The sequence below is a fragment of the Kitasatospora aureofaciens genome (assembly GCF_019192735.1).
GTDB lineage: Bacteria > Actinomycetota > Actinomycetes > Streptomycetales > Streptomycetaceae > Kitasatospora > Kitasatospora aureofaciens_A.
The window spans coordinates 1-11,073 of record NZ_JAHTKP010000111.1 but is presented as its reverse complement, the minus strand read 5'-3'; the positions used below and the strand labels follow the sequence as shown (position 1 = coordinate 11,073).

The window sequence follows — 11,073 nt, the reverse complement described above, 5'->3', positions numbered from 1 at the left end:
GATCTCGGCGTCCCGCCGCAGGGCCCGGGCGGGCCCGGCCGTCCCGGCGGACCGGGTGGCCCGGGCGGCCCAGGTGGTCCGGGCGCCCCCGGCAGCACCCAGCCGCCGGCCGCCGGCCGCAAGCGCTGGCCGAAGCGCCGGATAGCCAAGTGGACGGTCTTCGGTCTGCTGATCGCGCTCATGGTGACCTCCGTCTCCACCTGGTTCTGGGCCGACTCCAAGCTCAACCACGACAACGTGCTCGCCGACTACCCCGGCCGGCCGCCGGCCGGCAAGGGCACCAACTGGCTGATCGTCGGCTCGGACAGCCGCCAGGGCCTCTCCGACGCCCAGGAGGAGAACCTCCACACCGGCCATGACGTCGAGGGCAAGCGCAGCGACTCGATGATGATCCTGCACACCGGGGACAACGGGAACACGCTGATGAGCGTCCCGCGCGACTCCTGGGTGCCGATCCCCGAGTACAAGACCAGCAGCGGCAAGACGATCAAGGCCACCACCTCGAAGATCAACTCGGCCTTCGCCAACGGCAACGGCAGGCTCCTGGTGCAGACCGTCGAGCTGAGTACCGGCATCCACATCGACCACTACGCCGAGATCGGCTTCGCCGGCTTCGTCGGCATCGTCGACGCGGTCGGCGGCGTGCAGATGCACATCGACCAGGACATCAAGGACAAGGACTCCGGGCTCGACCTCAAGGCCGGCGACCAGACCCTGAACGGCACCCAGGCCCTCGCCTTCGTCCGCCAGCGCCACCAGATGGCCGACCAGGACCTCGGCCGGATGCGCAACCAGCAGAAGTTCCTCGGCGCCCTGGCCCACCAGGCCGCCTCCCCGGGCACCGTGCTCAACCCGTTCACGTTCTACCCGCTCGTCGACGCCGGCCTCGGCACCCTGATCGTCGACGACAACACCGGGCTCAGCGACCTCGGTTCGCTGTTCCTCGCGATGAAGGACGTCAACGGCGGCGGCGGCAAGACCCTCACCATCCCGATCGCCAACCCGGACTACCACACCCCCACCGGGGAGTCGGCGGTCAAGTGGGACACCGCCAAGTCCAAGCAGGTCTTCGACGCCTTCAAGAACGACACCGCCGTCCCCGACGTCAAGTAACGAGCCACCGTGACTTGCGGTAGCCGGATCGCCACAATGAGTGGATGTCACTCGTCACCGCGCTGATCTACCGCCGCCGCCACCGCCTCCTGGGCCGCCTGGTCCAGGAGGCGCTCGCCGTCTACGGGATGGAGGTGCCGGCCGCCTGCGAGATCGGGCCCGGGCTGACGGTGTTCCACCGCGGCTTCGGCACCGTGCTGCACCCGTACACCACGCTCGGCGCCGGTGTGACGCTGTACAACGGCGTGACGATCGGGCGGGCCGACCCGTGGGTGCCGCAGGAGCGCAGCGCGATGCGGCGGGTGGTGGTCGAGGACGGCGTGGTGCTGTGCGCGGGCGCCAAGGTGGTGTGCAAGGACGGCGTGCTGACGGTCGGCGCGGGCACCATCGTCGGCGCCAACGCCGTGCTCACCCGCTCGACCGGGCCGGGCGAGATCTGGGCCGGCGTCCCCGCCCGCAAGGTGGGCATGCGGGAGGGGACGTGGACGGCGGCCGCCTACGGCCCGTAACTCGGGTGGGGCATCAGGCCGGTGACGTACTCGGGGAAGCGCACCAGCCACTCCCCCTCGCCGCCCTCGGCGCCCTCCGACTCCGTCGCGCCCGCGTAGCCGTAGTGGATCTCCCGGCTCCGGCCGCCGTCCACCCAGCGGGCGTCCGCCAGGTGCACGGCGAGGGCGGCCGGGTGGTGCGGGTCGGGGCGCTCCAGGACGAGTTCGTGCTCGGTCTCGCCGGGTCGGAAGACGACCGCGGTCTCACTGGTCCGCCGCTGCGGGCGGCCGCCCGCCCGGTACGTCCAGTACGCCGTGACGGTGACGGTCAGGGTGCCGTCCAGGCCGCCCGTGCCCGGACGCACGTACTCCTCGTCGGGGACCCAGCGCGCGTGGTGGCGGATGTCGCCCGGGCCGCGCCGCTCGTCCCAGCGCACCCAGTAACTCGCCACGCGCTTGACCGTCATGCTCTCGCGGGCGACCTTGACCGGGACGCGCGCGGGGTTGGCCGGTTCCCCCGCCGCGAGGGAGACCACGGTGACCTGTTCGTACGTCACCTCGGCGTCGTCGGTGTCCCGTTCCATCGGTTTCATCGGCTCCATCGGTGAACCACCTTGGCGGAGAGTGGAGTTGGCCGCGGCTCCGGCCGCGTGCAGTAAGCCTAGAGCGACCGGACGAACACCCGGGGTGATTGTGTGATTCCGGCCCGAACCGATCGGGCCCGGCGCTACCCTGCCCGGCGCTACCTTGCTCGCGTGACCGAACCGAGCGGGGCGGGGCCGCTGCTGGACCGCCAACCCCACCCTGGGTGCGGCGGAGGTCGAGCGGCTCGACGCGGCGGTGGCGGTGGCTACGGCTGCCGCTGCGGCTGCGGCGCTCGGCCCGGGAGGCGGTCGAGGGTGATGCCGAAGAGGTCACGGTAGGCAGCCAGGGCCTCGGCGTCGGCGAGGGTCCGCTCGGTGCGCTCACCGGCTTCGGTGGTGGTGATCAGCCGGGTGCCGCTGAGGGTGACGCGGCCGCCGTCCGCCGTGAGGAGGGAGCAGGTGGTCGAGCGGGTGAAGTTGGACTCCGGCGAGGTGGTCTGCCACCAGCAGGTCGGCCCGAAGTCGGCGAGTGCGTAGGGGCGGCGGTCCAGCCGGTACTGCGCCTTGCCGTCCATGAAGACGTCCAGCTCACCGGTCCCGCACCACGGGACGAGGGTGAACGTGCCGTGGGGGTCCGGCTGTTGGCCTTGTTCGTCGAGGCGCAGTGGGCTGCGGCTGAAGCGCCCGAAGCCGACGTCGACCAGCCAGGGTTCGTCGAGATCCACCTGCAGCGCGAGGTGGTCGAACGGCGGGCCGGGGCGCTCGCCGCCGAAGACCCGGCCGGCGAGCAGGTGCACCCGGTAGCCGAGCGATCGGAGCAACTCGGCGAAGGCGCCGTTGAGTTCGTAGCAGAAGCCGCCCCGGCGGCGGGTCACGATCTTCTCCAGCAGGGCGCCGGGGTCGAGGACGACGGGCTCGCCGAGGTGGATGCTCAGGTTCTCGAACGGCACGGACCGGAGGTGCGCGAGCTGGAGCCCGGCGAGCGCCTCCGGGGAGGGCGCGCCGGGGTCGGGGAGGGCGATCCGGTCGAGGTAGGCGGCCTGCTGGGCGGCGGTGAGGCCGGCCCAGGGCTGGTCGGGTCGTGACGGGTTGTCCATCCGGCCATTCCACCCGGGCGCGGGGCCGAGCGGCCATCGGTTTTTGGTCCTACATCCTTGGAGCAGGAAGTCGGACGGGCCGACTTCCTGCTCAACGCGGAGGACTATCCGGCGGCGTACCGGTAGACCTTCGAGTCCCGGGCCTGGAAGCCGGCCCGCTCGTAGAGGCGGTTCGCGGCCTCCCGGGACGGGCGGGAGGTCAGGTCGACGGTCCGGGCGCCGGCGTCCTTGGCCAGCCGTACCGCCTCCTCGGTCAGGGCCGCGCCGACGCCCTTGCCGCGCGTCGCGGAGTCCACGACCACGTCCTCGATCCGCGCCCGCAGACCGGACGGCAGCGGGGACAGCACCAGGGTCAGCGTGCCGGCGATCACCCCGTCGAGCCGGGCGACCAGCAGGTTGTTGGAGTCGCAGGCCACCAGCCGGGCCAGCGCCTCGTGGTCCAGCGGCTCGGCCGAGGTCGACAGCTGCGGGAGCAGGTCGGCGAACGCGGCCACCAGCTCGTCGGTCGTCTCGTGGACGACCTCAACGTCAAGGCTCATGTCGCCGGACCCTAGCGGGGCCGGGCGGCCGCCGCGGTGCTTTCCCGCGACGCCCGGGTGAACTGGCCGAATTCCGATGCCACCGATGCCAGTTGATCACAGTGCGCGCGCGGCCGCCCGGAGCCGGTACTCGGTGGCGGACGGATCCCGGGCCGCGAAGAGCACGGCGAGGAGGTGGTCGACGGCGGCGGCGTCCAGGATCCGGAGCAGGGTGGTGAGTTCGGCGCCCGGGGCGTCGGCGAGCAGCGCGTCCGCGTCGGTGACGACGACGAGCAGCCGGGCGGACGGCCGGTCCGGGTCGCCGGCCGGGTGGAGGACGTCGCCGAGGCACTCCTCGAACGCGTCCCAGTTGTGGCCGAAGTAGCCGGGGAACGCGAGGGCCTGGGCCCACGTGGTGAGCAAGTCGGCCTTGGTGCGGCAGCGTTGGCCGTCGACGGCGACCCGGCGGACGTCCCCGGCGGGGGTGGCGGCCAGGCCCGCCCACGGGTGCCCGGGCAGCAGGTCCCACCGGGCCACGGCGAGCAGTCTCTCCGGCGGGCTGGGGTGCGTCACGACGGTAGCTCTACCGCTCGGGCCGGCCGGGGCGGCGCTCGCCGCGCCGAAGCCTCACCCGATCAGGCCTCACCCGATCAGGCCTCACCCGATCAGGCCTCACCCGATCAGGCCTCGGCCATCGGCGTGGCGCCGCGCTCCCCGTCGGACGGAGAATCGGACACCAAAAACGCCACCGCCCCGAGTGGGAAGTCGGCGGGACCGACTTTCCACGGCGGGGCGGTACGCGTTGACCGGTCCTGGGGGCCGGTGACTACTCGACGATGCCGGACTTGGCGATGGTGATCTTCGCCGAGGTGCGGCCGCTCTGCGAGCCCTTGGACTCGACGAGCTTGACGATGTCCATGCCCTCGACGACCTCGCCGAAGACGACGTGCTTGCCGTCCAGCCAGTCGGTCGGGATGGTGGTGATGAAGAACTGCGAGCCGTTGGTGTTGCGGCCGGCGTTGGCCATGGAGAGCAGGCCCGCCTTGGTGTGCTTGATCGAGAAGTTCTCGTCCGCGAACTTCTCGCCGTAGATGCTCTTGCCGCCGGTGCCGTTGTGGTTGGTGAAGTCACCGCCCTGCAGCATGAACTGCGGAATCACGCGGTGGAAGCCGGAGCCCTCGTAGCCGAAGCCGTGCTGGCCGGTGGCGAGCTCGCGGAAGTTGCGGGCGGTCAGCGGGACGACGTCGTCGTACAGCTTGAAGACGATCCGGCCGGCGGGCTGGTCGTCGATCGTGATGTCGAAGAAAACGTTGGAAGCCATGCAGGGATCATGGCACGAGAGGCCGGACGACGCTCGCCACCCCCGGTCGGATTCCGCGCCGTGCCGCCGTGTTATCCGCGGTGCGGTCCGGCGAGCGCCGGGTAGTCGGTGTACCCCTCGGCGCCGCCGGTGTACATCAGGCCGTCGCGGACCGGGTTGAGCGGGGCGCCGGTGCGCAGACGCTCGACCAGGTCGGGATTGGCGAGGAAGCCGCGCCCGAAGGAGATCAGGTCGGCGCCGGCCGCGAGCAGCCGGTCGGCCGCCGCCCGGCCGCCGCCCTCGGGCAGGGGCTGTCCCCAGCCGAGCACCGGGTTGGCGATCAGGCTGCCCGGCCAGCTCTTGCGGATCTCCTGGAAGACGGCGTCCTCCGGGTCGGCGAAGACCACGTGCAGGTAGGCGAGCCCGTCGTCGGCGAGTTCCGCGATCAGGGCGCGGTAGATCTCGGCGGTGTCACCCTCCGTGATGCCCTGGCCGGTGAAGCCGGGCGCCACCCGCAGGCCGACCCGCTCGGGGCCGATCTCGGCGGCCACCGCCCGGACCACCTCGACCACGAAGCGGATCCGGTTCGCGACCGGGCCGCCGTACGCGTCGGTGCGGCGGTTGGTGCCCTGGGCGAGGAACTGGTGCAGCAGGTACCCGTTGGCGCCGTGCACCTCGACGCCGGCGAATCCGGCCTCGCCGGCGTTGCGGGCGGCGGCGGCGAAGTCGGCCACCGTCCCGCGGATCTCGTCGACGGTCATCTCGCGCGGGACGACGGCCTCGCGGTGACCGCTCGCGGTGTGGATGGTGTCTGGCAGGGCGACGGGCGAGGGCGCGACCGGATGCAGGCCGCTGTTCTCGGGGTGGCCGATCCGGCCGCCGTGCTGGAGCTGGAGGAACATCCGCCCGCCGGCGGCGCCGACCGCCTCGGTCACCGTCCGCCAGCCGGCGACGTGCTGCGCGTCGTGGATGGCCGGGATGTTGGCGTAGGTCCGGCCGACCCGGTTCGGGGTGGCGGCCTCGGCGATGATCAGGCCGGCGGTGGCTCGTTGGGCGTAGTAGGTGGCCATGAGCGGCTGCGGGACGCCGTCGGCGCCGGCCCGGGTGCGGGTCATCGGGGCCATCACCAGGCGGTTGGGGAGGTGGAGCGGGCCGAGGCCGGCGGGCCGGAAGAGGCTCGGGGTTTCCGTGTTCGTCGTCATGCCGGAACCGTAGAAGCTAACATCGGTGTCAGTTTCAAGCGGTGTCAGGCTCAGGCAGAGTCAGGTTCAGGCGGTGTCAGGTTCAGGCGTTCGGTCACGGCGACGGGGTGGGCGGCATGCGGATCGGTGAACTGGCCAGGCGGACGGGCGTCAGCGAGCGCTCGCTGCGCTACTACGAGAAGCAGGGGCTGCTGGCGCCCGAGCGCACCCTGGGCGGGCACCGGGACTACCCGGACGGCGCGGTGGACCGGGTCATCCTCATCCAGGAGCTGTTCGCGGCCGGGCTGCACAGCCGCAAGATCTACGAGATCCTCCCCTGCATGCGGGACTCCGACGGCGGCCCCAACGAGATCGCCACCCCGCTGCTGGTCGAGGAACTCACCGCCGAGCGCGAGCGGATCGACCGGATGATCGCCGATCTGATCCGCTCGCGCGAGGTCCTGGACGAGGTGATCCTCACCGCCTCCGGCAGGCCGGCGCTCTCCGTGGAGCGCGAGGCGCGTTAGGCACCCCTTCTCAGAGGGCTCAGGAGGGCGAGAGCATGGGCGACACCGCCACCCGGATCGGCGTCTACCTGGCACACCCGCGGCCGGGCAGCTTCAACCACGCGCTGTACGACGCCGTCGTCGCCGAACTGCGCGGGCGCGGCTGCGACGTCCGGGCCCACGACCTGTACGCCGAGGGCTTCCCGCCACTGCTCACCGCCGAGGAGACCGGCACCGTCGCCGGCGCCGACGAGCCCGCGGACCCGCAACTCGCCCTGCACCGCGCCGAGGTGGCCACTCTCGACGCCCTCGTCCTGATCCACCCCAACTGGTGGGGCATGCCGCCCGCTGTCCTCGCCGGCTGGGCACAGCGGGTCCTGGTGCCCGGCGTCGCGTACAAGCTCGGCACCGCCGACGGCGAACCGGCCGGGCTGCTCCGGGCCGGCCGGGCCCTCGTCCTCAACACCTCCGACACCCCGGAGGACCGCGAGCACACCGAGTTCGGCGACCCGCTCCAGCGCATCTGGGCGGCCTGCGTGCTCCCGTACGTCGGCGTCACGGACGTCCGCCGGACGGTGTTCCGCACCGTCACCGACTCCCCCCACGCCACCCGCGCCGCCTGGCTCCGCCAGGCCCGCGCCGAGGCGGCGGCCCTCCTCGCATGATCCGGCCCACCGCCCACACACCCTGGGCAGGACGATGACACGATGACCGCGTGATCCTGACCGGCTCCGCCCACCACCTCGACCTGCGTCCGCTCTGCTACCAGTTCGGGGCCGCGCGCGGCGAGGACCACGACGACAACTGGCTCGTGATCACCGGCAGGGCGGCGGCGCCCGAGGGAAGCTGGCGGTTCGTCGAGGCGTGCCTGCTGACGTGGGAGGCCCAAGGGATCTCCCGCTGGCTGCGGACCGTCGCCGAGCCGAACCGCACCCCGCGCGCGCTCGACTTCCTCGAACCCCTGCTGACCTTCAGCCTCCCCGCCGACCAACCCGCCGACGGGCGGCGGCTGATCCACGTCCGCTTCGCGCTTGAGGCCGCCCCGCCCTGGGTGGACACCGACGACGAGGAGGACGGGGACGGGGAGGACGACTGGCCCGGCTACACCGCCGAGTTCCTCCTCACCCCCGCCGAGCTCCACGCCGCCGCCGACGCCTGGGACGCCGACCTCGCGCCCTTCCCCACCCGCTGAGCGCACTCAGGTCAACTCCAGCTCCGCCACCACCTCGTCGCTGCTCATCTCCCCCGTGGGACGGAATCCCAGCCGGGCGTAGAACGCAGCCGGCCCGTGCGGGCCGGGGACGTACGTGACGGTAACCCGGCTGCCGCCGCGGCGCCGGATCTCGGCGCAGACCTGCCCGACGGCGAAGCTGCCGTACCCGCCGCGCTGGTGGTCGGCGTCGATGAGGAGGCGCCAGAGGCCCGAGCGCGGCCGGTCGTCCGGCCGGTCGGGGTGGAAGCGGACGTCGAAGAACGCCATCACGAAGCCGACCATCCGGTCGCCGTCGAAGATCAGCCGGGGCCAGGCGGTGTCACCGTGGGCGTACGCCTCGGCCAGGGACTTGACTACCGGTGAGACCAGCCCCTCCTGGTCGGGCCGCACCCGCAGGGCGAGGGCGGCGTCGATGGTGGCGGGGGTGACCGGTTCGAGGCGCAGCGCGGTGGGCATGGCGGTCAGCCTACGAAGTGAACGACCGTACGTCGCCCGGTTTTCAGCGCGTGAAGACCAGCGAGACGTTGTGCCCGCCGAAGCCGAACGCGTTGGTGAGCGCGGCCGGGAAGGCACCGGTGCGCGGGGCGCCGGCGACGACGTCGAGCTTCACCGCCGGGTCCAACCGCTCCAGGTTGGCGGTGGCGGGCACGATCCCGTCCCGGACGGCGAGGACGGTGGCGAGCGCGCCGAGCGCGCCGGCCGCGCCGAAGAGGTGCCCGGTGAGCGACTTGGTGGCGGTGACGGCCGGGTGGAGGCCGATCGCCTCGGTCACCGACTCGGCCTCGGCGAGGTCGCCGATCGGGGTGGAGGTGGCGTGGGCGTGCACGAGGGCGATGTCCTGCGGGCCGAGCCCGGCCTCGGCCAGGGCCCGCCGCATCGCCCGGACCTGCCCCTCGGCCGCGGCGGCGGTGATGTGGTACGCGTCGGAGGTGACGGCGGCGCCGACGAGGGCGGCGTGGGTGCGGGCGGCCCGGGCGGCGGCGAACTCGGCGCGTTCCAGCACGACGACGGCGGCGCCCTCGCCGATCACGAAGCCGTCCCGGTCGACGTCGAACGGCCGGGAGGCCCTGGCCGGTTCGTCGTTGCGGGTGGAGTGGGCCTTGGCCTGGGCGAAGCCTGCCATCGGGAGCGGGCAGATGCAGGCCTCGGCGCCGCCGGCTACGACGACGTCGGCGCGGCCGAGCCGGATCAGGTCGAGGCCGAGCGCGATCGCCTCGGCGCCGGAGGCGCAGGCGCTGACCGGGGTGTGGGCACCGGCCCGGGCGCCGAGTTCGATGCTGACCATGGCGGCGGGGCCGTTGGCCATCAGCATGGGCACGGTGTGCGGGGACACCTTGCGGACGCCGGAGGCCTCCAGCACGTCGTCCTGGGCGAGCATGGTGACCGCGCCGCCGGTCCCGGTGCCGATCACGACGGCGAGGCGTTCCGGGTCGACCTCGGGCGTGCCGGCGTCGGCCCAGGCCTGCCGGGCGGCGATCACCGCGACCTGTTCGCACCGGTCCATCCGCCGGGCCCGGACGCGGTCGAGGACCTCGGACGGCTCGACCTTCAGGCGGCCCGCGATCCGGGCCGGCAGGGCGGCCGCCCACTCCTCCTCGATGGCCGCGATGCCGGACTGCCCGGCCAGCATCGCGGCCCAGGTCGAGGCGACGTCCCCGCCGAGCGGCGTGGTCGCCCCGAGCCCGGTCACCACCACGCCACGGCTGTCGGCATTCATGAAATGTTTCCCCCTGCGTTTATGGAGAGATCACAAACAGGACCGCTTCCCGTGCCGGGTCGGCCCGGGAAGCAGTCGAACCATCTGTCACTCTGCCAGGGGGATGATGGACGCTCAGGCGCGGAATGCCACCGATTAGCCCACTGCAGCCTTGTAGGTTTCCGCTAGTTTGCGAAGTCGGTGCCGCGGCTGACCTGCGCCCACTCCTCGGCCTCCTTGCGGGCGCTGTCGAGGTTGCCCAGGATCGCGTCGATCGCGTCGGTGCCGAGCGCGAGCCGCAGCGGGGTGTGCTCGGCGTCGAGGGCGGCAAGGATCGTGGCGGCGGCCTTGACCGGGTCGCCGGGCTGCTTGCCGTCGGAGTCCGGCAGACCGGTGCGGACCGGGCCGACGGTCGGCTCGTACGCGGCGATCGGGGTGGCCTGGGCGAGCGCGCCGCCGCCCGCGAAGCCGGTCCGGAACGCGCCCGGCTCGACGATCAGCACCTTCACCCCGAACCCGGCGACCTCCTGGGCCAGCGCCTCGGACAGCCCCTCCAGCGCGAACTTGGTGGCCGAGTACGCGCCCACGCCCGGGAACGAGAACCGCCCGCCCATGCTGCTCATCTGCACGACGGCGCCGGCCCCCTGCGCCCGCATGTGCGGCAGGACGGCCCGGGTGAGCGCGGCGGGCCCGAAGAAGTGCAGCTCCATCAGGTCCCGCAGCTCGCGGTCGGTGTACTCCTCGACGGCACCGATCAGCCCGCGCCCGGCATTGTTCACCAGGACGTCGATCCGCCCGAACCGGAGCAGCGTGTCCGCGACGGCGGCGGAGATCTGCGCCGGGTCGGTGACGTCCAACCGCACCGGAACCACCTGCCCGGGGTGGGCGGCGGCCAGCGCCTCCAGCGTCTCGGGCCGCCGCGCAGCCGCCACCACGGTGTCCCCGGCGGCAACGGCGGCCTCCGCGATGGCCTGCCCGAAGCCGGAGTTGGCGCCGGTGATCAGCCAGACCTTGCCGGTGACACTCTTCCGGGGCTGCACAGGGGTGCTCATGATCAGCGACCTCCACAATCGTCGAGTCCTGCTGGATAGTTGACGATCATTTATACGTCACCCCGATTGCCGCCACCTCGCCCCACGGCTGCCACGCCCGGGCGCGGTCACCGCCGCCTGAGGCAGGCCGCTCGGGGAACGCCGGAGCCCCCGGCCGATCGGAATCGGCCGGGGGCTCCGGTGCGCCAGATGTCCGCCGCCGTTACGGCAGGTTGCGGGCCATGACGATGCGCTGGACCTGGTTGGTGCCCTCGTAGATCTGCGTGATCTTCGCGTCCCGCATCATCCGCTCCACCGGGTAGTCCCGCGTGTACCCGTACCCACC

15 protein-coding genes are annotated in these 11,073 nt (G+C 72.7%); 5 read left to right on the top strand and 10 right to left on the bottom strand.

Going from position 1 to position 11,073, the window contains the following annotated elements; translation table 11 throughout:
• Positions 1-1,113 (top strand): LCP family protein (locus KV557_RS40575; protein WP_256178694.1); only part of this gene is annotated, 1,113 nt, incomplete at its 5' end.
• 44 nt (positions 1,114-1,157) lie between these two features.
• The gene (locus KV557_RS40570; RefSeq protein WP_218207085.1) at positions 1,158-1,622 is read left to right on the top strand and encodes a hypothetical protein; all 465 of its coding nucleotides are present in this window, start codon (positions 1,158-1,160) and stop codon (positions 1,620-1,622) included.
• On the opposite strand, the gene KV557_RS40565 is transcribed toward KV557_RS40570, so the two are convergent.
• The 6 genes from KV557_RS40565 to KV557_RS40540 all read right to left on the bottom strand — a co-directional run bounded on the left by KV557_RS40565 (position 1,610) and on the right by KV557_RS40540 (position 6,302).
• Positions 1,610-2,203, bottom strand: coding sequence for a hypothetical protein (locus KV557_RS40565; protein WP_218207083.1), 594 nt, complete (start codon positions 2,201-2,203; stop codon positions 1,610-1,612). The genes KV557_RS40570 and KV557_RS40565 overlap by 13 nt on opposite strands.
• 248 nt (positions 2,204-2,451) lie before the next feature.
• On the bottom strand, positions 2,452-3,282 hold the full coding sequence (locus KV557_RS40560) for an arylamine N-acetyltransferase family protein (protein WP_218207082.1): 831 nt from the start codon (positions 3,280-3,282) through the stop codon (positions 2,452-2,454).
• Positions 3,283-3,386: 104 nt separating this feature from the next.
• Positions 3,387-3,821, bottom strand: coding sequence for a GNAT family N-acetyltransferase (locus KV557_RS40555; protein ID WP_218207081.1), 435 nt, complete (start codon positions 3,819-3,821; stop codon positions 3,387-3,389).
• Positions 3,822-3,917: 96 nt separating this feature from the next.
• A complete protein-coding gene (locus KV557_RS40550) occupies positions 3,918-4,373 on the bottom strand; it encodes a barstar family protein (protein ID WP_218207080.1) in 456 nt (151 codons plus the stop codon).
• Between the two features lie 253 nt (positions 4,374-4,626).
• Complete coding sequence (locus KV557_RS40545) at positions 4,627-5,121, bottom strand: peptidylprolyl isomerase (RefSeq protein ID WP_218207079.1); 495 nt, start codon at positions 5,119-5,121, stop codon at positions 4,627-4,629.
• Between the two features lie 71 nt (positions 5,122-5,192).
• A complete protein-coding gene (locus tag KV557_RS40540; protein ID WP_218207078.1) occupies positions 5,193-6,302 on the bottom strand; it encodes an alkene reductase in 1,110 nt (369 codons plus the stop codon).
• Positions 6,303-6,418: 116 nt separating this feature from the next.
• Here KV557_RS40540 and KV557_RS40535 point away from each other — a divergent pair, with 116 nt between their 5' ends.
• Genes KV557_RS40535 through KV557_RS40525 form a run of 3 tightly spaced genes read left to right on the top strand, consistent with a single transcriptional unit; the run spans position 6,419 to position 7,979 of the window.
• Entirely contained in the window at positions 6,419-6,808 is a 390-nt protein-coding gene (locus KV557_RS40535; RefSeq protein WP_218207077.1) for a MerR family transcriptional regulator, read from the top strand.
• Between the two features lie 35 nt (positions 6,809-6,843).
• Positions 6,844-7,452: an NAD(P)H-dependent oxidoreductase gene (locus KV557_RS40530; RefSeq protein ID WP_218207076.1), complete on the top strand. Its 609-nt coding sequence runs from the start codon at positions 6,844-6,846 to the stop codon at positions 7,450-7,452.
• Positions 7,453-7,502: 50 nt separating this feature from the next.
• The gene (locus tag KV557_RS40525; RefSeq protein ID WP_218207075.1) at positions 7,503-7,979 is read left to right on the top strand and encodes a WapI family immunity protein; all 477 of its coding nucleotides are present in this window, start codon (positions 7,503-7,505) and stop codon (positions 7,977-7,979) included.
• A gap of 6 nt (positions 7,980-7,985) precedes the next feature.
• Here the strand turns inward: KV557_RS40525 and KV557_RS40520 are convergent, their stop codons facing one another.
• The 4 genes from KV557_RS40520 to KV557_RS40505 form a co-directional block, all read right to left on the bottom strand.
• The gene (locus KV557_RS40520; protein ID WP_218207073.1) at positions 7,986-8,456 is read right to left on the bottom strand and encodes a GNAT family N-acetyltransferase; all 471 of its coding nucleotides are present in this window, start codon (positions 8,454-8,456) and stop codon (positions 7,986-7,988) included.
• A 43-nt stretch (positions 8,457-8,499) separates the two neighbouring features.
• The gene (locus KV557_RS40515; RefSeq protein ID WP_218207071.1) at positions 8,500-9,717 is read right to left on the bottom strand and encodes a beta-ketoacyl-[acyl-carrier-protein] synthase family protein; all 1,218 of its coding nucleotides are present in this window, start codon (positions 9,715-9,717) and stop codon (positions 8,500-8,502) included.
• Positions 9,718-9,881: 164 nt separating this feature from the next.
• The gene (locus KV557_RS40510; protein ID WP_218207069.1) at positions 9,882-10,748 is read right to left on the bottom strand and encodes an oxidoreductase; all 867 of its coding nucleotides are present in this window, start codon (positions 10,746-10,748) and stop codon (positions 9,882-9,884) included.
• Between the two features lie 202 nt (positions 10,749-10,950).
• Positions 10,951-11,073: acyl-CoA dehydrogenase family protein (locus tag KV557_RS40505; RefSeq protein ID WP_256178065.1), on the bottom strand; the 123-nt coding region annotated here is incomplete at its 5' end.

What these genes read in the sequence shown, in the direction of transcription:
- KV557_RS40570 (WP_218207085.1), top strand. Translation starts at nt 1,158, where the DNA reads ATGTCACTCGTCACCGCGCTGATCTACCGCCGCCGCCACCGCCTCCTG.
- KV557_RS40565 (WP_218207083.1), bottom strand. Translation starts at nt 2,203, where the DNA reads ATGGAGCCGATGAAACCGATGGAACGGGACACCGACGACGCCGAGGTG.
- KV557_RS40560 (WP_218207082.1), bottom strand. Translation starts at nt 3,282, where the DNA reads ATGGACAACCCGTCACGACCCGACCAGCCCTGGGCCGGCCTCACCGCC.
- KV557_RS40555 (WP_218207081.1), bottom strand. Translation starts at nt 3,821, where the DNA reads ATGAGCCTTGACGTTGAGGTCGTCCACGAGACGACCGACGAGCTGGTG.
- KV557_RS40545 (WP_218207079.1), bottom strand. Translation starts at nt 5,121, where the DNA reads ATGGCTTCCAACGTTTTCTTCGACATCACGATCGACGACCAGCCCGCC.
- KV557_RS40540 (WP_218207078.1), bottom strand. Translation starts at nt 6,302, where the DNA reads ATGACGACGAACACGGAAACCCCGAGCCTCTTCCGGCCCGCCGGCCTC.
- KV557_RS40535 (WP_218207077.1), top strand. Translation starts at nt 6,419, where the DNA reads ATGCGGATCGGTGAACTGGCCAGGCGGACGGGCGTCAGCGAGCGCTCG.
- KV557_RS40530 (WP_218207076.1), top strand. Translation starts at nt 6,844, where the DNA reads ATGGGCGACACCGCCACCCGGATCGGCGTCTACCTGGCACACCCGCGG.
- KV557_RS40520 (WP_218207073.1), bottom strand. Translation starts at nt 8,456, where the DNA reads ATGCCCACCGCGCTGCGCCTCGAACCGGTCACCCCCGCCACCATCGAC.
- KV557_RS40515 (WP_218207071.1), bottom strand. Translation starts at nt 9,717, where the DNA reads ATGAATGCCGACAGCCGTGGCGTGGTGGTGACCGGGCTCGGGGCGACC.
- KV557_RS40510 (WP_218207069.1), bottom strand. Translation starts at nt 10,748, where the DNA reads ATGAGCACCCCTGTGCAGCCCCGGAAGAGTGTCACCGGCAAGGTCTGG.